This is a genomic window from Methylobacterium sp. J-067 (genome assembly GCF_022829465.1).
Taxonomy (GTDB): domain Bacteria; phylum Pseudomonadota; class Alphaproteobacteria; order Rhizobiales; family Beijerinckiaceae; genus Methylobacterium; species Methylobacterium litchii.
Genome location: NZ_JAKSXZ010000110.1, coordinates 86,909 through 107,537 on the forward strand (window position 1 = coordinate 86,909; position 20,629 = coordinate 107,537).

The following is a 20,629-nucleotide window of genomic DNA, read 5'->3' on the forward strand; positions in this document are numbered from 1 at the left end:
GGGACATGCGCCGGATTCGGGCGGAAGGCGAGGGTTTATGACGAGCGAGGACAAGCCCGGCTGGTTCGGGCGCCTGTTCGGGCGCAAGGGCAAGGACGAGGTCAAGGAGGAGGTGCCCGCCAACCCCGGCGAGGGCGAATTGGATTTCGCCACGGGCGCGGAGGATGTGGAACACATCCCGCTGCCCGAGGACGAAGGCGCCATCGATGCCACGGAAGGCGCCGACCTGCTGCCCGTCGAGGGCGAGGACGAGAAGCCCCCCACCGGCACGGCCGGCGACCGGCCGGGCCACGGGTCGGACCCGGTCGATACCGGCACCATGAACCGCGAGCCGAACGTCTCGTCGGCGTTGGATGTCTCGCCCGAGCCGGATGTCGCCCTCGACCCGGACATCCAGCCGACCGACACCGCCGCCGCCCTGGCGCACGATGCTGGTGCGGGCCCCGACCGCGAGCCGGAGGCCAAAGGCTGGTGGAGCCGCCTGACGTCGGGCATGCGCCGCACCTCTACGGCCCTGTCCGACCGGGTGACGGGGCTGTTCACGAAGCGCAAGCTCGACGCCACCACCCTCGAAGACCTTGAGGACGCGCTGATCCAGGCCGATTTCGGCCTGGAAACCGCGATGAAAATTTCGGAAGCGGTCGGCAAGGGGCGCTACGAGAAGGGCATCTCCCCGGACGAGGTCCGCGCCATCCTCGCCACGGAAGTCGAGCGGGCGCTGGAGCCGGTGGCCAAGCCCCTGGAGATCGACACAGCGAAGAAGCCGTTCGTGATCCTCACGGTCGGCGTCAACGGCGCGGGCAAGACCACGACCCTCGGCAAGCTCTCCTCGAAATACCGGGCCGAGGGCCGCTCGGTGATGCTCGCGGCCGGCGACACGTTCCGCGCGGCGGCCATCGAGCAGCTGAACGTCTGGGGCGCCCGCACCGGCACGCCGGTCATCAGCGGCGCGCAGGGGGCGGATGCGGCGGGGCTCGCCTTCGATGCGCTGAAGCAGGCGCAGGCGGCAGGCACCGACATCCTGATGATCGACACGGCGGGCCGCCTGCAGAACAAGACCGGCCTGATGGCCGAGTTGGAGAAGATCGTCCGTGTCCTGCGCAAGCAGGATCCGGAGGCGCCGCACGCGACACTGTTGATCCTCGACGCGACGGTCGGCCAGAACGCCCTCTCGCAGGTGGAGTTGTTCTCCCAGGCCGCGCCGATTACCGGCTTGGTGATGACCAAGCTCGACGGCACGGCGCGGGGCGGCATCCTCGTGGCGCTGGCGGCGAAGTTCGGCCTGCCGGTGCACTTCATCGGCGTCGGCGAGGGCGTCGAGGATCTGGAGCCCTTTGCGGCCCGCGATTTCGCCAGGGCCGTCGCCGGCCTGGAACGGGACTGAGACCATGCAGATCGAAGCCATTCCGCCGCGCCGGCACCTGCCGCCGCTCGCCAAGCTCGGGCTCGAGATGGGTCCGCTGGTGCTGTTCTTCCTGGCCAACGCCTTCGGCGAACGGCTGGGGCTCGACGGCGATCAGGTCACCTACGCGGCCATCGCCCTGTTCGTGGGCGCGACGATCCTCTCGCTCGGCATCCACTTCGCGCTGCTGCGGCGGGTGCCGATCATGCCCCTCGTGTCGGGGGCGGTGGTGCTGGTGTTCGGCGGCCTCGCCCTGGCGCTGAGGGACAAGACGTTCTTCGTCATCAAGCCGACCATCGTGAACAGCCTATTCGGGCTGATCCTGCTCGGCGGGCTGCTGTTCAAGAAGCCGCTGCTTTCGGTGGTGCTCGACAGCGTGTTTTCGCTGACGGAGGAGGGCTGGCGGCGCCTTACCTTCCGCTGGGGCCTGTTCTTCCTGGCGCTGGCGGTGCTGAACGAGATCGTCTGGCGCACGCAGGATTACGAATTCTGGGTGAAGTTCAAGGTGTTCGGCATCATGCCGATCACCGTGCTCTTCGCCCTGGCCCAGACGCCGCTGCTGATGCGCTACGAGCAGAAGCAGCCGGAGGCATGAGGCGTCAGCGCGCCTCCGCCACCTTCCCGGCGGCCCGGATGCGCGCGAGGACGCTCGAAAAATTCTCCGGGGTGAGGATGCCGACGATCTTGTCGCGGATCACCCCGTCCGGCCCGATAATGAAGGTCTCCGGCACGCCGTAGACCCCGAAATCGATGGCCGCGCGGCCATCCGCGTCCGCGCCGACCGCCGCGAAGGGCACGCCGTGCCGGTCGAGGAACTTCTTTCCGGCCGCCGGATCGGGCTCCTTGTAGTCGATGCCGACGAGGCGGATGCCGGGCTCGCGGGCGAGCCGCATCAGCATCGGATGCTCGACCTGACAGGGCGCGCACCACGACGCGAAGACGTTGAGTACCGTCACGCCGCCCTTGAGGTCGGCGCTCGACAGGCCGGGGACCGGCGCACCGTCCTTAGCGAGGCCGGGCACGGCCGGCAGGTTGAAGCTCGGCGCGGGCTTGCCGATCATCGCGGAGGGCAGGGCCGACGGGTCGGCGCCGGAGCGCAGGCGCACGAACATCACGCCCGCCAGCACGGCGAACACGAGAACCGGCAGGATCAGCAGCAGCGAGCGCCGGGCGGGCGGCGCCGCGATGTCGTGGGTCTCGCTCACCGGCGGTCCTCCCCGAAGCGTTTCAGGGCGCGGCGCTGGGCGGCGCGGTCGCGCAGGGCGTTCCCCACGAGGCCGCACATGATGAGCGCCGTGAAGGCGTAGGCGGCGACGATGAAGCCGCCATGCGATCCGAGATCGAACACGTTCGAGCCTACAGGGCTTGAGGAAGCGGCGCGGCGGCGGGGGCGGGCACGATCCGGCGGGCGCCCGAATCAAGCCGTTCCGCCTCGCGGATCGTCAGCGTCCGCACCCGTCGGCGCATGATCTCGGTGCGCATCGTGTAGAGATGCAGGGTCGAGCCGCCGAGCGTCGCCGCGCCGATCATCAGAAGCAGCGGGTAGAGCATCGACGGGTCGATGGTGGAGCCGCCCATCCGCAGGATCGAGGCCGGCTGGTGCAGGGTGGACCACCAGTTCACCGAGAACTTGATGATCGGCAGGTTCACCGCCCCGACCAGGGTGAGGATCGCCACAGCGCGCGCCGCGCGGTTCGGGTCCTCGATGGTCCGCCACAGGGCGATGAGGCCGCAATAGATCAGGAACAGCACCAGCATCGAGGTGAGCCGCGCATCCCACACCCAGTAGGTGCCCCACATCGGCTTGCCCCACAGCGAGCCCGTCACGAGGCAAACCAGGGTGAAGGCCGCGCCGATGGGCGCGGCGGCCCGCTGCGCCACGTCCGCCAGGGGATGGCGCCACACCAGGGTGCCGATCGCCGACAGGCTCATGGCCCCGTAGAAGAACACCCCGAGCCACGCCGCCGGCACGTGGATGTACATGATCCGCACCGTCTCGCCCTGCTGGTAGTCGGCGGGCACGACGAAGAAGGTCTGGTAGAGCCCCACGGCCAGGGCCGCGAGGGACAGGGCCGTCAGCCACGGCACGGCCTTCCCCGACCAGCGCATGAAATGGCCGGGGTTGGACATCCAGGTCCAGAGGGAGGGCGTCATCGTCGCGATCTCGGACATGGTTCTGCTCCTACCTCAGGGTGCGGTGCAGCAACAATGCGCGCTTCGGCGCGGCCTCTCTCAGCGGTGGAGCGCGTCGGCCTCGGGGGTGAAGCGTCCGTCCGGCCCGTGCAGGACGAGGGGCGGCACGAGGGAGAAGGGCGCCCGGCTCCCCTTTACGGCGGAAACGAGGATACGGATCGCCGGCTCCTCCGGTTTCGCGTGGACGGGCCGCACCGTGATGCCACCGAAGCGACCGGCCAGCGCCGCGAGGCAGCGGGGCAGGGCGTCGGCCCTGTGGATCATTCCGAGCCGCCCGCCCGGCCGGAGGATGCCCGCGCAGGTGCGGATCCAGCCGTCGAGACCCTCGGCCGGGAAGCCGTGGGCGCTGGCCTTGGCCGCGTCGGGGGAGGGGCGGTAGCGGCCGTCCTCGAAGAAGGGTGGGTTCGTCAGCACGCAATCGAAGCGGTCGGGGGTGAGGCCGGCGGCTTCCCGCTCGCGGCCGGGGGCGAGGACATCGGCCACGATCACTTCGGCCGCCACGCCGTTCAGCGCGGCGTTGGCGCGGGCGAGGTCCGCGAGGGCGGGATCGCGCTCGACCAGCGTGACAGAGACGCCGGGCTGCAGGATCGCGCAGGCCAAGCCGACGATGCCCGGCCCCGAACCGAGGTCGCACAGCCTCTCCCCCGGTTCGGCGGCGAGAAGCCGCGCCAGGAGAACGCCGTCCGTCCCGGCCCGGTGAGCGCCGCGCGGCGGCTGGTGCAGGCGCAGCCGCCCCCCGAGGAAGGCGTCGGCCTCGCTCACGGCGCCCGCAATTCGTGCGCGAGCCCGGCATCCTTGAGGATGCGGCGGGCCTGGGCGGCGTGGTCGTCCGGCACGAGCAGGCGCCGCCCGAACATGCCGATGGAGCCTTCCATGGCGCTCATGTGCTCGTCCGCGACGAGGACGGGGATGCCCGCATCCTCCAGAAGCGAACGTGCGAAGCCGATGAGCACGATGTCGTTCGCCCGGATCAGTTCGACCAAACCCGTCTCTCCTCCTTCTGCCGGGATCCCGGTATGGGGTTGGCGCATTCGCCGCGTGGAGTGCGGATGCCGCCTGTCCCATATCCGCCCATGTTGCGACGCCGCAGGCACCATGCGATTGGACGGCGCCGATGTTTTCCGCGCGGACGTCTCCCGCGCGGCCCGGTTTGGGAGTCACGGATCTTGGGTATCGCCGCCACGATCGAGAACCCGCAGAAGCCCGACGATGCCGGGCTGAACGACCTCGTCGCGCTGGTGGCCGACGGGATGAAGCGGGTCAACTCCACGATCCTCTCCCGGACGGGCTCCGACGTCGCGATGATTCCGGAGGTGGCGAACCACCTCATCGCCTCGGGCGGCAAGCGCCTGCGGCCGATCCTCACCCTCGCCTGCGCGCAACTCTGCGGCTACGCCGACCAAGCCGGCAAGGACGGGGACGTGAAACTCGCCGCCAGCGTCGAGTTCATGCACACCGCGACGCTCCTCCACGACGACGTGGTGGACGAGAGCGACATGCGCCGGGGCCGCGTCGCCGCGCGCATCAAGTGGGGCAACGAGGCGAGCGTGCTCGTCGGCGACTTCCTGCTGGGACAGGCCTTTCGCATGATGGTCGAGGTTGGCTCGCTCCGCGCGCTCGACATCCTGTCCGCCGCCGCCACGGTGATCGCCGAGGGCGAGGTGATGCAGTTGGCCGCCGCCAAGAACCTGGAGACCAGCGAGGAGGCCTACCTCGCGGTGATCCGGGGCAAGACCGCCGAACTCTTCGCCGCCGCCTGCGAGGTCGGGCCAGTGATCGCCGGGCGCAGCGAGGCCGAACAGGAGGCCGCGCGCGCCTACGGAATGAATCTCGGCATCGCCTTCCAGCTCATCGACGACGCGCTGGATTACGGCGGTACCTCGACGGAGCTTGGCAAGAACGTCGGGGACGATTTCCGCGAGGGCAAGATCACCCTGCCGATCGTCCTCGCCTACCGGCGCGGCAGCGAGGAAGACCGCGCCTTCTGGCGGCGGACCCTGACGCGCGGCGAGATCCGCGACGACGACCTCGCCACCGCCCTGGCGACCCTTCGCCGTCACGGCACCCTGGAAGAGACGGTCGCCCGCGCCCGCAATTACGGCGAGAAGGCCAAGGCGTCCCTCGCGATCTTCCCCGAGGGGCCGGTGCGGTCCGCGCTCCTCGACGCGGTGGAATTCTGCGTGGCGCGGGCGCACTGACGCCCGTGTGCGCTGTGGCACAGGAACAGCAAGCTTCGCCTTAACCGATGGGATGAAGGGGTTTAGGCCGTCTCGCATCATCCACACGGAGATGCGCTTTGAAGTCCTTCGCCACCCTCGCCCTCCTGCTTGCCGGCATCGCCAGCGCGCAGGCGCAGACCCCCGCGACCCGTGACCCGGCCCAGATCCCGGCCGGCACATACGCCGTCGATCCGAACCACACGCAGGTCGGCTGGCGCGTGTCGCATATGGGCTTCTCGAACTATGCCGGTGGCTTCTCCGAGGCGTCCGGCACGCTGGAGCTTCAGCCGAAGAACCCCTCGGCCTCCAAGCTGACGATCAAGATCCCCGTCGCTTCCGTCACGACCACCAGCGCCAAGCTCACCGACGAGCTGAAGGGCGACCAGTGGCTCGACGGCACCAAGTTCCCGGAGATGACCTTCGTCTCCACCAAGATCGCGCCGGCCGGCAAGGACCACGCGAAGGTCACGGGCGACCTCACCCTGCACGGCGTGACCAAGCCCGTGACCCTCGACGTCACCCTCGTCGGCGCGGGCGTGAACCCCCTCGACAAGAAGATGACCGTCGGCTTCGAGGCGACCGGCGTGGTGAAGCGCTCCGAGTTCGGGGTGAAGACCTACCTGCCGCTGATCGGCGACGACCTGCACCTCACCATCGCCGGGGCGTTCGAGAAGCAGGACTGATCCGGCAGGAGTTATCGACAACGAGGGCGGCGGCGTTAAGGGATCCTTTATCCTCTGCGTGAAGGCTAACAGGTGCTTTCAGCCGAACGGATCGTCCCGTGGCCGCCCTTCGCTTCTCCTTCCCGGTCCTTTCCGCTGCCGCCATCGTGGTTGCGTTGACTGCCGCCCCGGCGCTGGCCGGGGACGCAGCCTCCGCCCATACCACGTGGAGAAGCTGCCTCGGACGCGCCTATGTCGAGGGCGCGGCCTTCACCGGGCGGGACCTCGCGGCGGATGCCGCCCTGCGGTCCTGCCGGGGCGAGGAGAATGCCTACCTCACCGCCCTGTCGGATTCGCCGCTGCTCGACGCGGACGACATCGCACAGGCGCGGCCGGACCTCGTGGCGCGGGCGCGCGCCGCCCTCCTCGAGACCGTCAGCGGCCCGCGCGCAGTCCTGCGCTGACCCTCACGATTTCAGCCGCTGCTTGATCTTCGCCGTTAGGCCGTCGCGCACGTCGCGATAGGCTTCGAGGCGCTGCTCCCGCGAGGCGTCCTGCACGAGCGTCGGGTCCGGCGTCGGCCAGTATTCCACGTCGGCGGCCAGCATGTGCGTCAGCGCGATGGCCTTGTGGTGGGCCTCCGGCGCTAGCGTGATGATCAGATCGAAGTTCAGCCCCTCCCAATCCTCCAACTCCTCGACGGTGCGGGGGCGGTGGCGGCTCGCGTCGATGCCGATCTCGTCCAGGGCGGCGACCATGAACGGGTCGATGGGCTCGCCCTGCCGGACGCCCGCCGACTGCACGTAGATCGACTTGCCGAAATAATGGCGCGCGATGGCCTCGGCGGCGGGGGAGCGCACCGCGTTGTAGTTGCACATGAACAGCACGGATTGCACCCGCTGCTTGCGCGGGGCCGGATCGGGTGGCGGCTCGGCCATGGCGGCTCAGACCGGACGCGGGTCCGCCACTGATTTCAGCCCTTCCAGTGGAGGGCGAAGATCAGCGTGAACAGGCGCCGCGCCGTGTCGTGATCGAGATCGACCTTTCCGTCGAGCCGCTGCTTCAGCGTCTCGGAGGCTTCGTTGTGCAGGCCGCGCCGCCCCATGTCGATGGCCTCGATCTGGCTCGGCGAGGCGGTGCGGATGGCGTTGTAGTAGCTCTCGCAGATCATCTCGTAATCGCGGATGACCCGGCGGAACGGGTTCAGCGAGAGCAGATGCGTCATCACCGGCTCGCCCTCGGCCGTGCTGATGGCGAAGGACAGCTTGTTCTCCACGAGGCCGAGGAGAAGCCTGAACGGACCCTCCCGGCCGGGGATCGAGAAGCTGTTGCCCTCCAGGATGTCGTAGAGCGCGATGGCGCGCTCATGCTCCTGATCGGGGTTGCCGCGGGCGATGGACGCTTCGTCCAGCGTTACCGAGACGAGGCGGTTCGGCCCTTTGTCCGCCCCCCGCTCCTTGTCCGACATCCCCGAAGCCTCACAAGTTCAGCCGGATCGCCACGGAACGGGCGTGCCCGTCCAGCCCCTCCGACCGGCCAAGCGTTATCGCCGCCGGCCCGAGCGCCCGCAAGCTCTCCGGCGTGCAGGCGAGAACGGTGGTGCGCTTCATGAAATCGAGCACGCCGAGCCCGGAGGAGAACCGCGCCGAGCGGGCGGTGGGCAAAACGTGGTTCGGCCCGCCGACATAGTCGCCGATCGCCTCCGGCGTGTGTGAGCCGAGGAAGATCGCACCCGCGTTGCGGACCTTGAGGGATAGGGCCTCGGCGTCCTTCGTCTCGATCTCGAGATGCTCGGGGGCGATCCGGTCGACCAGTGGGACCGCCTCGTCGAAGTCCCGGACGCGGATGATGGCGCCGTAATCGCGCCAGCTCGCCCGTGCGATCTCGGCGCGGGGGAGGGTGGCCAGGGCCCGCTCGACCGCGTTTTCCACGGCGTCCGCAAGCTCGCCGCTGTCGGTGATCAGCACGGCCTGCGCGGCCACGTCGTGCTCGGCCTGGGCCAGCAGGTCGGCGGCGATCCAGTCCGGGTTCGCCTCGCCATCCGCCAGGATCAGCACCTCCGAGGGGCCAGCGATCATGTCGATGCCGACCTGTCCGAACACCCGGCGCTTTGCTGCCGCGACCCAGGCATTGCCGGGGCCGACGATCTTGGCGACCGGCGCGATGGTCGCGGTTCCGTAGGCCAGCGCCGCCACGGCCTGCGCACCGCCGACCCGGTAGATCTCGTCCACCCCCGCGAGATGCGCGGCGGCGAGCACCAGCGGGTTCAGCGCGCCATCGGGGGTGGGCACCACCATCACGATGCGCGGCACGCCCGCCACCCGCGCCGGGACGGCGTTCATCAGCACGGAGGACGGATAGCTCGCCGTCCCACCCGGCACGTAGAGCCCGACCGATTCGAGGGCCGTCCAGCGCCAGCCGGACGTGACGCCCAGCGCGTCGGTGACCTTGTGGTCGGCGGGCTTCTGCGCCTTGTGAAAGGTCTCGATGCGCTCGGCGGCGAGCCGCAGGGCATCCAGGGCCTCCTGCGGGCAGGCGGCGACGGCGGCCTGAACCTCCTCCGGCCCGATGCGCAGGCGCTCGGCCGAGAATTCGGCGCCGAGCCGGTCGAAGCGGCGCGTGTACGCCACGAGGGCCTCGTCGCCCTTCTCCACCACGTCGGCGATGATCCTGCGGACGGCATCGTCCACGTCTTCGGAGATCTCACGCTTCATGGTGAGCAGGTGCGCGAAGGCCTTCGCGAAATCCTGATCCTGGCTGTCGATGCGGACCATGATCGTCCCCCCTCCGTGTCAGGCCGCCGGCCCGGTCGTGTCGTCGTGGCCCGGGCGCCCGCCGGCTTTCCAGACCGGCCCGAGATCGCGCATTCGCGCCTCGATGCACTCCACCTCAAGGCGGATCGTCCCGTTGCCGGAGAACAGGATCTCGACCTGCCCCGAAGGCGCATCGCCAGGTGTGAAGGTGATCGCCAGCAGACTGAGCGGCATGGCGTCCGGCCCCTGCTCCAGCCCGCGCGTGCGCACCGCCAATACCCGCTCGAAGTGCAGCCCGCTCAGCCTCCGCTGGGGCGGCGCCTTCGGACCCGCCGACCAGTCGAACCGGCGCAGCACCAGGGCGAAGCGCTTCTCGCCCTTCAGATAGGTCAGATCCTCTAGCCGCAGGATCGCGTCCTGCAGATGGGCCGAGATCACGGTGAGGTCTTCGGCGTCCAGGGCTGCGAGCTTCAGAAGCTCCATCGAGGGGTTCCGGTCGGGTGAGGGGGCCCAAGGCGGGGCGGCATGGCGTCAGTAGCGGCGCCGGCTTGTCCCGGCAACGCCGCTATGGTCGGATCGCACCGCCTCATGCACCGTTCATGATGGCACGCCTAAGTTGCAGGTGACCGTGGCCGCCGGAAAGCGGCCGGACGATTGAGCAGGACGATGACGGTGAAGCGCATCACGCTGGCGGTGTTGACCGCCCTCGCGCTCGCTCCGGCGCTGGGTACGCCGGCGAGCGCGCAGTACTACCGCGACGAAGACGATTACCGCCCCCGCCGGCCCCCGCCGCCGGATTACTACGATGATCGCCCGCGCCGCTTTCATCGCGACGATTACGATTACGGCCCGCGCCGTTTCGGCCGGATCTGCGTGACGGCCCGCGGCAATTGCCCGACCCGTCCTGGCCCGTTCAATGCCCCCTGCGGCTGCGAGATCCCCGGTTTCGGCCTTAAGCGCGGCGCCATCGGCGGCTGACGCTGTGGCGGTGGCGGGCGGCTTGGGCCGCCCGCTACAATTTGGCTTACCCGCGCACGCGTTCGATCTGCGCGCCGCAGCGGCCGAGCTTGGCTTCGAGGGCCTCGAAGCCCCGGTCGAGGTGGTACACGCGGTTGATCTGCGTCTCGCCCTCGGCGGCGAGGCCTGCGATGACGAGGGACACCGACGCGCGCAGGTCGGTCGCCATGACGGGCGCTCCGCGAAGGCGGTCGACGCCTTCGACGATCGCCATGTCGCCGTCGAGGCGGATCTTCGCGCCGAGGCGGGCCAGCTCCTGCACGTGCATGAAGCGGTTCTCGAAGATCGTCTCGCGGATGTGCGACTGGCCCTTGGCCAGGGTCATCAGCGCCATGAACTGCGCCTGGAGATCGGTCGGGAAGCCGGGGAACGGATCGGTGGTGACGTCCACCGCCGCGATCCCGCCGCCGTTGCGGCGGACGCGGATACCGCCATCGACCGGCGTGATCTCGGTGCCCGTCGTCGCCAGGATGTCGAGAGCCGAGTGCAGCAGGTCGGCGCGTGTGTCCTTCAGGATGACGTCGCCGCCGGTCATCGCCACGGCCATGGCGTAGGTGCCGGTCTCGATCCGGTCGGGCAGCACCTCGTGGCGGGCGCCGCCGAGGCGGGCCACGCCCTCGATCTCAATGCGCGGCGTGCCCGCGCCCTTGATCCGCGCGCCCATCTTGTTGAGGCATTCGGCGAGGTCGACCACCTCCGGCTCGCGGGCGGCGTTCTCGATCACGCTCGTGCCGTAGGCCAGCGCGGCGGCCATGAGGGCGACATGCGTGCCGCCGACCGTGACCTTCGGGAAGGACACCTGCCCCCCGCGCAGACCCTTCTTCGTCTTGGCGATGACGTAGCCGCCGTCGATCTCGGTCTCGGCGCCGAGCTGCTGCAGCGCCATGATGAGCAGGTCGACCGGCCGGGTGCCGATGGCACAGCCGCCGGGCAGCGAGACCTTCGCCTCACCGAACCGGGCGAGCAGCGGCGCAATCACCCAGAAGCTCGCCCGCATGGTCGACACGAGGTCGTAGGGCGCCGTCGTGTCGATGATGTTCGAGGCGGTGAGGCGGATGGTCTGGCCGGTCTCGGACGTCTGACCGGGACGCTTGCCGACCACCATCTGGTCGACGCCGTGATTGCCGAGGATGCGCAGCAGAGCGGTGATGTCCGCCAGACGCGGGACGTTGATGAGCTCCAGCGTCTCGCCGGTCATCAGGCTGGCGATCATCAGCGGAAGCGCCGCGTTCTTGGCGCCCGAAATCGGGATCGTGCCGTTGAGCGGCGCGCCGCCGGTAATGTGGATGCGATCCATCGGGTCCGTCCTGGCGCCCCCGCAGCGGCGGCGGGAGCTTGAAAACTGTATCGGGCGGAGAACGCCCAGGCTTAAGTGAAGACTGCTATAGACCGGATTTGTCGGAATCGGGACCGCGGGCCGCGAATGACGGCTCAGCTTCGCTCGCGCGACGCATCGTCCCGCTCGGTGGTCGGCTTATCCGGCGCCGCACGGCCGCGCTCCTGGGCCTTCCGCCGACGCAAATTCGCTCTGAGCGCGGCCTTCAAACGCTCTTCCCGCGCCGCCGGTTTGTCCTCATTCATCGGTCTGGATCCAGGGAGGGTTGCAGGGCGCAATGGGCCGACCTTCGACTTGTAGCGGTTCCAGAGCGGCGGGAAGTCGGTATACAACGCCCGACCTCACGACAGCCAACCGGCGGCGACCCCCTCAGAAGGACGCGCGATGCCTGCACACCGGAACCCCAGCAAGACGCTCTCTCCCGTGGCGGAGGTGCGGGCGGGTGCCGGCTACGACTCGTATTTCCGCAAGGCGCTGGACGGCCTGCACAGCGAGCGCCGCTACCGCGTCTTCGCGGACATCGAACGCATCTCCGGCCGGTTCCCGGTGGCGAAGTGGCGCCGCCCCGACGGCTCCGTCACCGAGATCACCGTGTGGTGCTCGAACGATTACCTCGGCATGGGACAGCACCCGGACGTGGTGGGCGCCATGACCGAGACCGCCGCGCGCTGCGGCGTCGGCGCGGGCGGCACCCGCAACATCGCCGGCAACAACTCGCCGCTGGTCGATCTCGAGCGCGAACTGGCGGACCTGCACGGCAAGGAGGCGGGCCTCGTCTTCACCTCCGGCTACGTGTCGAACGAGGCGGGCATCTCGACCATCGCCAAGCTGATCCCGAACTGCCTGATCCTGTCGGACGCCTTCAACCACAACTCGATGATCGAGGGCGTGCGCCATTCCGGCTGCGAGAAGAAGATCTTTCGCCATAACGACCTCGCCCATCTCGAGGAATTGCTGCGCGAGGCCGGCGACCGGCCGAAGCTGATCGCGTTCGAGTCAGTGTACTCGATGGACGGCGACGTGGCGCCGATCGGCCGGATCTGCGACCTCGCGGAACGCTACGGCGCCATGACCTACCTCGACGAGGTCCACGCGGTGGGCCTCTACGGCGAACGCGGCGCCGGCATCGCCGAGCGCGACGGTGTCATGCACCGGGTGGACGTGATCGAGGGCACGCTGGCCAAGGGCTTCGGCTGCGTCGGCGGCTACATCACCGGTTCGGCGGCGCTCTGCGACGCGGTGCGGAGCTTCGCGGCCGGCTTCATCTTCACCACGGCACTCCCGCCCGCCGTCGCGGCGGCGGCGACGGCCTCCGTGCGCTACCTGAAGCGATCCAACGCGGAGCGCATCGCGCACCAGCGTCAGGCCGCCGCGACCAAGGCGGCCCTCGACGCGGCCGGTCTGCCGCTGCTGGAGACCGAGACGCACATCGTCCCGGTGATGGTGGGCGATGCCGAGCTGTGCAAGGCGGCGGCCGACCATCTGCTCGAACGGCACCGGATCTACATCCAGCCGATCAACTACCCCACCGTCCCGCGCGGGACGGAGCGCCTGCGCATCACCCCGTCGCCGTTCCACGACGCCGCCCAGATCGCGCGCCTCACCGAGGCGCTGAAGGAGACCTGGGCGACGCTCGGCCTGCCGCGCGCAGGCACGGTGTTCGTGGAAGCGGCTGAGTAGGAAGCCCTCCGGTCTTCCACCCACGCCGTCATTGCGAGCGCAGCGAAGCAATCCAGGGCAGCGGAACGCTTCATGGCGAGGCGCATCCCTGGGTCGCTTCGCTGCGCTCGCGATGACGGTCCGCAGTCGATGGCCTCGCCATCGCAGCCTCCTGCCTGTAACCACCGTCGCAAATCCGCGACGCAAGAGTCCAAGACGCTATGATTTCCTCGCCCCTCATGACCGTGATGGTTGATGCCGCGCGCAAGGCCGCCCGCAGCCTGCGGCGCGACTTCGGCGAGGTCGAGAACCTCCAGGTCTCGCGCAAGGGGCCGGGCGACTTCGTCTCCGCCGCCGACCGCAAGGCCGAGGAGGTGGTGCGCGATGCCCTGTTGAAGGCCCGCCCCGGCTACGGCCTCGTGCTGGAAGAAAGCGGCATCATCGAAGGCACCGACAAGAGCCACGTCTGGCACGTCGATCCCCTCGACGGCACCTCGAACTTCCTCCACGGCGTGCCGCATTTCGCGGTCTCCATCGGGCTGGAGCGCGAGGGCGTGATCGTCGCGGGCGTGGTGTTCGATCCGATCAAGGACGAGCTGTTCGTCGCCGAGCGCGGCAAGGGCGCCTACCTCAACAACCGCCGCATCCGGGTCGCGGCCCGCACCGAGATGGCGGATGCCCTCGTCGGCTACGGCACGCCCTATCTCGGCCGCGGCAGCCATCCGCGCCTCCTGCGCGAGATTTCCGCCGTGATGGCGGTTTCTGGCGGCACCCGCCGCATGGGTTCGGCGGCCCTCGACCTTGCCTATGTCGCCTGCGGACGCCTCGATGCCTACTGGGAGCGCGACCTCCAGACCTACGATTTCGCCGGGGGCGTTGCCCTGGTGCGCGAGGCCGGCGGCTTCGTGACCTCGGCGGACGGCGCGGCCGAGCCCCTGGCGCCGCGCTCCGTGTGCTGCGGGAACGAGAGCCTTCAGCGCGACCTGCTGGCGATCCTGAAGAAGGCCCAGGGAGCCGCCTGAGGGCGCCAACTGGCATCGCACCGGTCCATCTGCTTTAACCGCCCCGTTCGTCAGGGAAGATCGCCGCATGGAAGCCCGCCGCCACGTCTCCCTGAAGGAATCGATTCGCTCGATTCCCGATTATCCCAAGCCCGGCATCATCTTCCGCGACATCACCACGCTGCTGTCGGATCCGCGCTCGTTCCGGCGGGCGGTGGACGCGCTGGTGCATCCTTATGCCGGCGGCGGCATCAAGCAGGTGGCGGGAATCGAGGCGCGGGGGTTCATTCTCGGCGGCGCCATCGCCCACCAACTGTCCTGCGGCTTCGTGCCGATTCGCAAGAAGGGCAAGCTCCCGCACAAGACCGTCTCGATGGCTTACACCCTCGAATACGGCACCGACGAGATCGAGATCCACGTTGATGCGGTAAGCCCCGGTGATCGGGTGCTGCTGGTGGACGACCTGATCGCCACGGGCGGCACCGCCATCGCGGCGATCAACCTGCTGCGCAAGATCGGTGCGGAGGTCGTGGCAGCTTGTTTCGTGATCGATCTGCCGGAGATCGGCGGCGCCAAGCGCCTGCGCGACCTCGGCGTGGAGGTACGCACCCTCATGGAGTTCGAGGGACACTAAGGAATGGGCCGGAGGGGCCTGCAAAACGTTGACTTGTGCCGACCCTTCCGCCATAAGCCGCCCACCCGCGACGGGGCGCCCCACTTGGGCGCCCTTCGTGTTTGCGAGACATGCAGGACGCGTGAAGGTCGGGAGCGGCATAGCCGCCCGCGAGCGCGCCTCGACCTTTGAAGGCCATTCGTCATGAAGAGAACCTATCAGCCGAGCAAGCTCGTCCGTAAGCGTCGCCACGGCTTCCGTGCGCGGATGGCCACGGCCGGCGGTCGCAAGGTGCTGGCCCGTCGCCGCGCCCACGGCCGCAAGCGCCTGTCGGCCTGAGCCCGGCGGGTCGAGACCCGCCGCCGCGCCCCTGGCGCGGCCCCTTCCGGGGCATTGAAGCCGGGATCGAACGGTCGATGGCGACGATCGAACGGCTCAAGAAGCGGCCCGATTTTCTGGCCGCTGCCGCGGGCCGCCGTTTTCACACCGAACGGATGACGGCGCAGGGCATCCTGCGCTCTGAGGAAGCCGGTGGCCTGCGCCTCGGCTTCACCGTCACCAAGCGCGTCGGTCACGCGACCGAGCGCAACCGCATCAAGCGGCGGCTTCGTGCCGTCGTCGCCGAGGTCGCCGCCGGCTTGCCCGCCGACCTCGCGGGCCGAACCGCCGACATCGTGCTCGTCGCCCGCCGCCCCGCGCTCCACGCGGATTTCGCGGCCCTCGCCGACGATCTCCGCAAAGCGATTCCCGCGGTGGCCCGCGCCGGCAAGCCGGAATCCGGCGGCAGGCCGAATCCCCCTTCATCCCGACGCGGAAAGCGCTCTCCGGCGCCGCCCGCCTCCCCGAACAAAGGCCTTGGTGTCCCCAATGGGCAATGACAAGACCAACATGTTCGTGGCCATCGGCCTGTCGCTGCTGGTGCTGCTCGGTTGGCAGTACTTCGTGGCCGGGCCGCGCCTCGAACAGCAGCGCCAGATCGAGGCCCAGAACAAGGCGGCCCAGGCGCAGACCCAGCCGCCGGGCGTGACGCCGGACGGCGTGCCCTCGCCCTCGCCGAAGGAGGGCGGCCCGGCCGCCCCGGCCCCCGGCACCGCGCCGACGCCTCCGGGCGGCCCGATCAGCCGTGAGGCGGCGCTCGCCCGCGCCCCGCGCGTGAAGATCGAGACCCCGGCCATCTCCGGGTCCATCAACCTGAAGGGCGCCCGCATCGACGACGTGGCGCTGAAGAACTACCGCGAGACCATCAACCCGCAGAGCCCCGAGATCGTCTTGTTCTCGCCGGCCGGGACGGAGACGCCCTATTACGCCGAGTTCGGCTGGGTCGGCGCCAACGCCAAGCTGCCGAACAGCGACACGGTGTGGACCTCCGACGGCAAGACGCTCTCGCCCGGCATGCCCGTGACCCTGACCTGGGACAACGGCGAGGGCCTGACGTTCAAGCGGATCGTCGCGGTCGACGACAAGTACATGTTCACCGTCCGCGACTCGGTGGAGAACAAGGGGTCGGGGGCGGTCACGCTCTATCCGTACAGCCTCGTCTCCCGCTGGGGTAAGCCGCACACCCAGGGCTATTACGTCCTGCACGAGGGCATGATCGGCTATCTCGGCGACGACGGCCTGCAGGAGATCACCTACGACAAGCTCGCCAAGGAAGGCGCCTATGGCGGCGCCAACACCAAGGGCAAGGCGTTCAGCAACGTCACCGGTGGCTTCCTCGGCATCACCGACAAGTACTGGGCGGCGGCCGTCATTCCCGAGCAGAACGCGCCCTATACCGGCGCCTTCACTGACCGCACCGACGGCACCACCAACGTCTACCAGGCGAGCGCCCGCGGCGACGCGGTGAACCTCGCCGCCGGGGCCTCGGCCACGACCACCCAGCGCCTGTTCGCTGGCGCCAAGGAGGTCAACGTCATCAACGCCTACCAGAAGGACCTCGGTCTCCGGCACTTCGACCTGATGATCGATTGGGGCTGGTTCTGGTTCATCACCCAGCCGATGTTCCGGGCGCTCGACTTCATCTATCACCTGTTCGGCAATTTCGGCGTCTCAATCCTGATCGTGACCCTCTGCCTGAAACTGCTGTTCCTGCCGATCGCCAACCGCTCCTACGTCTCGATGGCTAAGATGAAGGCCGTCCAGCCCGAGATGACCTCAATCCGGGAGCGGTACAAGGACGACAAGGTCAAACAGCAACAGGCGATGATGGAGCTGTACAAGAAGGAAAAGATCAATCCGGTCGCCGGCTGTTGGCCGGTGCTGATCCAGATCCCCGTCTTCTTCGCGCTCTACAAGGTGCTGTTCATCACCATCGAGATGCGGCACGCGCCGTTCTTCGGCTGGATCCACGACCTCGCAGCGCCGGATCCGACGAGCATCGTGAACCTGTTCGGCCTGCTGCCCTTCACGCCCCCGGAATACATCCCGATCCACCTGGGCGTGTGGCCGATCATCATGGGCATCACGATGTTCGTGCAGATGAAGATGAACCCCGCGCCGCCGGACCCGGTGCAGGCACAGATCTTCACCTTCATGCCCATCATCTTCACCTTCATGCTCGGGTCGTTCCCGGCCGGACTGGTGATCTACTGGGCGTGGAACAACTCGCTGTCGGTGCTGCAGCAATACGTCATCATGCGCCGCAACGGCGTGAAGGTGGAGCTGTGGGACAACCTGCGGGGTACGTTCAAGCGCGGCGCCAAGACACCCGCCAAGACGGCGCCGACCAAGGGCTGACGTGACCACACCCGATACGACAGACGACGAGACGGCCGGCCTCACCGAGGCCGGCCGTCTGCTGTTCGCCGGAAGCGCCAACTTCTACGCCGCCGCCCAGACCCTCGACCGGCTGCCGCCGATGGAAAGCCTCGAGATCGCCTTCGCCGGGCGCTCGAATGTCGGCAAGTCCAGCCTCATCAACGCCCTGACCGGCCGCAACACCCTGGCGCGCGTCTCGCACACGCCGGGCCGCACCCAGCAATTGAACTTCTTCCGGATCGGCGACCGCCTCTCCCTGGTGGACATGCCGGGCTACGGCTACGCGGCCGTCGAGAAGGCCAAGGTCGAGGCCTGGACGAACCTCATCCATTCCTACCTGAAGGGTCGCGCCAACCTCGCGCGGGTCTTCGTGCTGATCGATTCCCGCCACGGGCTTAAGAGCATCGACACGGACGTGCTCGACGGGCTCGACAAGGCAGCGGTGAGCTATCAGGTCGTGCTGACCAAGGCCGACGCCCTCAAGAAGAGCCAGATGGAGGCCCGCCTCGCCGGCATCCGCGAGGCCCTGGCCAAGCGCCCCGCCGCCTATCCCGAGGTGATCCTGACCTCCAGCCGCGACGATTACGGCGTGGCCGACCTGCGGGCGGCGGTGGCCCGCCTGCTCGCCGAGCGCGGCCAGTGAGGCTGGCGCCGCCGGATCGCGCGCTCGGCGCCTTCGCCTGCCTGTGCGGCCTCCTCGGCGTCGCAGCCAGTGCGGCGGCGGCCCATATCCCCGGCGCCGATTCGCTGAAGACCGCCGCTCAGTTCCTATTGTTCCACGCCCCCGCCATCCTCGCCCTCGTGGGCTTGGGCGCGGCGGGGCTGGTGCGGATGCCGCTCGCCCGCATCGCGGCTGCGTTGCTCGCCGTGGGGCTCTGCCTGTTCTGCGGCGATCTCAGCCTGCGCGCGCTGGCGGGCCACGCGCTGTTCCCGATGGCCGCCCCGAGCGGCGGCTTCGCCCTGATGGGCGGCTGGCTGCTCGGGATCGTCGCGCTGCTCGTCCCGGCGCGGGCCTAGCGGTCCTTCAGTGCCGCCTCGTAGAGCGCGGCGGCATCCTTGTGGAAGGCCGCCCGCGAGGCATCCCGCCCGTAGAACATATGCCCGCCCGGATAGACGGCGAGGTTGAGCCGACCCCCGCCGTAGGGTGGCACCTGCGCGATCTGCAATTTCGACGCGAAGTAGGGCGTCACCAGATCGGTCGCACCGTGGACCACGAGCACGCGGAACTTGCCGTCCAGCGCCAGCGCGCCCTTCAGGGCCGTCAGGGCCTCAGGGGCCTGCCGGCGTGAACCCCAGTTCCAGCCGCCGTTCACCGCGCCGTTCAGCAACTCGTAGCGCATGTTCGGCACCGGCCATTTCAGCGTCCGGGCGTAGAGGTCGAGCATCGCGCTGGTCAGCGGCGCATGCATCGCCGTGAGTTGCGGATCCTCGAAATGGGACGAGAGCGAATCGGGCTCCGGATCCCAGCCGGTGATGCCGGTGTCGTAGAGGCTCGTCACCCGGCCGTTGTCACGGCCATACTCGCGCTGTACGCCCCGCCCCGAGGGACGGCCCGCCTGCCGGTGCAGGAACTCGCGGTCGAGCCCGGTGAGGGGCGCGAGCCGGTCGGCCATCCGGTCGACGGCCTGCGTGTCGCCCGGCCCCTTCAGAAGGTCGGCGAGGTAGGCCCCCGTAGCGTAACTCTCGGCGTCAGCGAGGGAGGCCGAACTCGGGTCCTTGCCGCCACGCTCCTGCGCCGTCGCCGCGAGGGAGGGCAAGCGCAGCACGAAGCCCCAGGGATCGGTGCGCGGCCGTTCGAGCCACGCGAAATCGAGGACCGGCGAGAGCAGCACCATGCCCGACAGCCCGACCCCGATCTCCTCCTGCAACTTGGCGGCGATGAGCGGCCCGCGGAAGCCACCGTAGCTTTCGCCGACATAGAATTTCGGGCTCGCCATGCGGTTGTTGACCCGCAGGTAGCGGGCGATCACCGCCGAAAGGATCGACGCGTCCGAATCGACCGACCAGTACTTCTTCGGATCGCCATCGGTCGCGCGGCTGTAGCCGGTGCCGATGGGGTCGATAAAGACGAGATCGGTGAAGTCGAGCCACGTCCCGTCGTTCGGCACCACGGCAACGCCCTGCGACGGGCTGATGCTGTCCTTCCCGAGCGGCAGGCGCCACGGGCCGATGGCGCCGAGGTTGAGATAGGCCGAGGACGCGCCGGGCCCTCCGTTGATGGCGAAGGTCACGGGCCGCTCGCGGCCCTCCTCGGCGGGGCGGGTGAAGGCGATGTAGCCGATCTCGGCCTGGAGCTTCCCACTCTCGTCCACGATGGGCAGGCTGCCGGCGGTGGCGGTGAAATTCAGCTTGCGGCCGTCCGGGAGGGTGAGGCTCTGGCTCGTCACCGAATCGGCCGGCAGGCGCCGCCCCTCGGGGCCGGAGGATTGCGCGCGGGGCGGCGGGCCCTGATGGGCCTCCTGTGCCGCGAGCGGCAGGGGCAGGGTGAGGGTCAGGAGGAGGGCGCCCGCGAGGCGGCCGGCTCGGTGCATCGTCATGGAGGGCGTCACGCCTTCTTGTTCCAGCGGCCGGATTCGTCCTGCTGCCAATAGGCGACCGAGTGGCCCGCCTCCTTGGCCTGCTTCCACTGCTCCCGGGCGCGGAGCAGCGCCTCCTGATCGGTGCCGTCGAACAGGATGCAGATGCGGGCATACGCGCCGGCATCCGCCGGAAGGTCGGCGCCCTCCACGAGGAAGCGGATCGAGGCCGCGTTCGGGTTCGCGTCCTTGAGGGTCAGCACGACGGGCTGGCTCGCCGCATCCGGCTCGCGATCCGTGCCGTGGGGCAGGAAGCTCTCGTCGGTATAGGTCCAGAGCTGGTCGTCCAGGGCGGACAGCCGCTCCTCGCTCGCCGCCTGGATGGCCGCCTGCCAGCCGCGTTCCAGCGACCGCTCGACGAGGGTCGGTAGCACCCGTTCAAGGGGCTGATGCTGGAGGTGGTAGAACAGGATCTCTGTCACGGTCAGCGTAAGATAGGGC

The 20,629-nt window shown here is 69.1% G+C and carries 27 protein-coding genes; 14 read left to right on the forward strand and 13 right to left on the reverse strand.

Annotated elements, in window-relative coordinates; genetic code table 11:
- Window positions 1-37 precede the first annotated feature (37 nt).
- Together ftsY and MKK52_RS15480 are read left to right on the forward strand one after the other, a co-directional pair.
- Entirely contained in the window at window positions 38-1,384 is a 1,347-nt protein-coding gene (ftsY, locus tag MKK52_RS15475) for a signal recognition particle-docking protein FtsY (protein ID WP_243955296.1), read from the forward strand.
- A gap of 4 nt (window positions 1,385-1,388) precedes the next feature.
- Window positions 1,389-1,997 carry a septation protein A gene (locus tag MKK52_RS15480; protein WP_243955298.1) on the forward strand — a complete coding sequence of 203 codons (609 nt, stop codon included), beginning with the start codon at window positions 1,389-1,391 and terminating at the stop codon, window positions 1,995-1,997.
- A 4-nt stretch (window positions 1,998-2,001) separates the two neighbouring features.
- Here MKK52_RS15480 and MKK52_RS15485 read toward each other — a convergent pair whose 3' ends face one another.
- From MKK52_RS15485 to MKK52_RS15505, 5 genes are all read right to left on the reverse strand, one after another.
- Window positions 2,002-2,607, reverse strand: coding sequence for a DsbE family thiol:disulfide interchange protein (locus MKK52_RS15485; RefSeq protein ID WP_243955300.1), 606 nt, complete (start codon window positions 2,605-2,607; stop codon window positions 2,002-2,004).
- On the reverse strand, window positions 2,604-2,750 hold the full coding sequence (gene ccmD, locus MKK52_RS15490; protein WP_243955302.1) for a heme exporter protein CcmD: 147 nt from the start codon (window positions 2,748-2,750) through the stop codon (window positions 2,604-2,606). Before ccmD ends, MKK52_RS15485 begins: the two co-directional genes overlap by 4 nt.
- Before the next feature lie 8 nt (window positions 2,751-2,758).
- Window positions 2,759-3,556 carry a heme ABC transporter permease gene (locus tag MKK52_RS15495; protein WP_243955853.1) on the reverse strand — a complete coding sequence of 266 codons (798 nt, stop codon included), beginning with the start codon at window positions 3,554-3,556 and terminating at the stop codon, window positions 2,759-2,761.
- A gap of 78 nt (window positions 3,557-3,634) precedes the next feature.
- Window positions 3,635-4,357: a tRNA1(Val) (adenine(37)-N6)-methyltransferase gene (locus MKK52_RS15500; RefSeq protein WP_243955304.1), complete on the reverse strand. Its 723-nt coding sequence runs from the start codon at window positions 4,355-4,357 to the stop codon at window positions 3,635-3,637.
- Complete coding sequence (locus MKK52_RS15505) at window positions 4,354-4,578, reverse strand: DUF2007 domain-containing protein (protein ID WP_243955307.1); 225 nt, start codon at window positions 4,576-4,578, stop codon at window positions 4,354-4,356. The genes MKK52_RS15500 and MKK52_RS15505 overlap by 4 nt, the downstream gene beginning before the upstream one ends.
- 189 nt (window positions 4,579-4,767) lie before the next feature.
- Between MKK52_RS15505 and MKK52_RS15510 the strand changes: the two genes are divergently transcribed.
- From MKK52_RS15510 to MKK52_RS15520, 3 genes are all read left to right on the forward strand, one after another.
- A complete protein-coding gene (locus MKK52_RS15510) occupies window positions 4,768-5,793 on the forward strand; it encodes a polyprenyl synthetase family protein (RefSeq protein WP_243955855.1) in 1,026 nt (341 codons plus the stop codon).
- A 98-nt stretch (window positions 5,794-5,891) separates the two neighbouring features.
- Complete coding sequence (locus MKK52_RS15515; protein WP_243955309.1) at window positions 5,892-6,497, forward strand: YceI family protein; 606 nt, start codon at window positions 5,892-5,894, stop codon at window positions 6,495-6,497.
- 98 nt (window positions 6,498-6,595) lie between these two features.
- Window positions 6,596-6,940, forward strand: coding sequence for a hypothetical protein (locus MKK52_RS15520; protein ID WP_243955311.1), 345 nt, complete (start codon window positions 6,596-6,598; stop codon window positions 6,938-6,940).
- 3 nt (window positions 6,941-6,943) lie between these two features.
- Here MKK52_RS15520 and MKK52_RS15525 read toward each other — a convergent pair whose 3' ends face one another.
- Genes MKK52_RS15525 through MKK52_RS15540 form a run of 4 tightly spaced genes read right to left on the reverse strand, consistent with a single transcriptional unit; the run spans window position 6,944 to window position 9,712 of the window.
- Window positions 6,944-7,414: a low molecular weight phosphatase family protein gene (locus MKK52_RS15525; RefSeq protein WP_243955312.1), complete on the reverse strand. Its 471-nt coding sequence runs from the start codon at window positions 7,412-7,414 to the stop codon at window positions 6,944-6,946.
- Between the two features lie 35 nt (window positions 7,415-7,449).
- Window positions 7,450-7,944 (reverse strand): UPF0262 family protein, encoded by a 495-nt coding sequence (locus MKK52_RS15530; protein ID WP_243955314.1) that lies wholly within the window; start codon window positions 7,942-7,944, stop codon window positions 7,450-7,452.
- 10 nt (window positions 7,945-7,954) lie between these two features.
- The gene (gene hisD, locus MKK52_RS15535; protein ID WP_243955316.1) at window positions 7,955-9,250 is read right to left on the reverse strand and encodes a histidinol dehydrogenase; all 1,296 of its coding nucleotides are present in this window, start codon (window positions 9,248-9,250) and stop codon (window positions 7,955-7,957) included.
- Between the two features lie 18 nt (window positions 9,251-9,268).
- On the reverse strand, window positions 9,269-9,712 hold the full coding sequence (locus MKK52_RS15540) for a DUF2948 family protein (RefSeq protein ID WP_243955318.1): 444 nt from the start codon (window positions 9,710-9,712) through the stop codon (window positions 9,269-9,271).
- Window positions 9,713-9,895: 183 nt separating this feature from the next.
- Between MKK52_RS15540 and MKK52_RS15545 the strand changes: the two genes are divergently transcribed.
- Complete coding sequence (locus MKK52_RS15545) at window positions 9,896-10,207, forward strand: hypothetical protein (protein WP_243955320.1); 312 nt, start codon at window positions 9,896-9,898, stop codon at window positions 10,205-10,207.
- A gap of 46 nt (window positions 10,208-10,253) precedes the next feature.
- Here the strand turns inward: MKK52_RS15545 and murA are convergent, their stop codons facing one another.
- Together murA and MKK52_RS15555 are read right to left on the reverse strand one after the other, a co-directional pair.
- Complete coding sequence (murA, locus tag MKK52_RS15550) at window positions 10,254-11,543, reverse strand: UDP-N-acetylglucosamine 1-carboxyvinyltransferase (protein ID WP_243955322.1); 1,290 nt, start codon at window positions 11,541-11,543, stop codon at window positions 10,254-10,256.
- Between the two features lie 134 nt (window positions 11,544-11,677).
- Window positions 11,678-11,914 (reverse strand): hypothetical protein, encoded by a 237-nt coding sequence (locus tag MKK52_RS15555; protein ID WP_243955324.1) that lies wholly within the window; start codon window positions 11,912-11,914, stop codon window positions 11,678-11,680.
- A 52-nt stretch (window positions 11,915-11,966) separates the two neighbouring features.
- On the opposite strand from MKK52_RS15555, the gene hemA reads away from it, so the two are divergent.
- From hemA to MKK52_RS15595, 8 genes are all read left to right on the forward strand, one after another.
- A complete protein-coding gene (gene hemA, locus MKK52_RS15560) occupies window positions 11,967-13,262 on the forward strand; it encodes a 5-aminolevulinate synthase (RefSeq protein ID WP_243955326.1) in 1,296 nt (431 codons plus the stop codon).
- A gap of 200 nt (window positions 13,263-13,462) precedes the next feature.
- Window positions 13,463-14,263 (forward strand): inositol monophosphatase family protein, encoded by an 801-nt coding sequence (locus tag MKK52_RS15565; protein ID WP_243955329.1) that lies wholly within the window; start codon window positions 13,463-13,465, stop codon window positions 14,261-14,263.
- A 67-nt stretch (window positions 14,264-14,330) separates the two neighbouring features.
- Window positions 14,331-14,876 (forward strand): adenine phosphoribosyltransferase, encoded by a 546-nt coding sequence (locus MKK52_RS15570; protein ID WP_243955331.1) that lies wholly within the window; start codon window positions 14,331-14,333, stop codon window positions 14,874-14,876.
- Between the two features lie 183 nt (window positions 14,877-15,059).
- Window positions 15,060-15,194: a 50S ribosomal protein L34 gene (gene rpmH / locus MKK52_RS15575; RefSeq protein WP_238205808.1), complete on the forward strand. Its 135-nt coding sequence runs from the start codon at window positions 15,060-15,062 to the stop codon at window positions 15,192-15,194.
- Window positions 15,195-15,271: 77 nt separating this feature from the next.
- Window positions 15,272-15,733, forward strand: a complete 462-nt coding sequence (gene rnpA / locus MKK52_RS15580) for a ribonuclease P protein component (protein WP_243955334.1) — start codon at window positions 15,272-15,274, stop codon at window positions 15,731-15,733.
- Window positions 15,723-17,591, forward strand: coding sequence for a membrane protein insertase YidC (gene yidC / locus MKK52_RS15585; RefSeq protein ID WP_243955336.1), 1,869 nt, complete (start codon window positions 15,723-15,725; stop codon window positions 17,589-17,591). Before rnpA ends, yidC begins: the two co-directional genes overlap by 11 nt.
- Window position 17,592: 1 nt before the next feature.
- On the forward strand, window positions 17,593-18,255 hold the full coding sequence (gene yihA / locus MKK52_RS15590; RefSeq protein WP_243955338.1) for a ribosome biogenesis GTP-binding protein YihA/YsxC: 663 nt from the start codon (window positions 17,593-17,595) through the stop codon (window positions 18,253-18,255).
- Window positions 18,252-18,629 (forward strand): DUF423 domain-containing protein, encoded by a 378-nt coding sequence (locus tag MKK52_RS15595; protein ID WP_409564680.1) that lies wholly within the window; start codon window positions 18,252-18,254, stop codon window positions 18,627-18,629. Before yihA ends, MKK52_RS15595 begins: the two co-directional genes overlap by 4 nt.
- On the opposite strand, the gene MKK52_RS15600 is transcribed toward MKK52_RS15595, so the two are convergent.
- On the reverse strand, window positions 18,626-20,149 hold the full coding sequence (locus MKK52_RS15600; protein WP_409564681.1) for a S10 family peptidase: 1,524 nt from the start codon (window positions 20,147-20,149) through the stop codon (window positions 18,626-18,628). The two genes, MKK52_RS15595 and MKK52_RS15600, sit on opposite strands and share 4 nt — an antisense overlap.
- Window positions 20,150-20,157: 8 nt before the next feature.
- Window positions 20,158-20,610 carry a DNA polymerase III subunit chi gene (locus MKK52_RS15605; protein ID WP_243955340.1) on the reverse strand — a complete coding sequence of 151 codons (453 nt, stop codon included), beginning with the start codon at window positions 20,608-20,610 and terminating at the stop codon, window positions 20,158-20,160.
- Window positions 20,611-20,629: the final 19 nt, after the last annotated feature.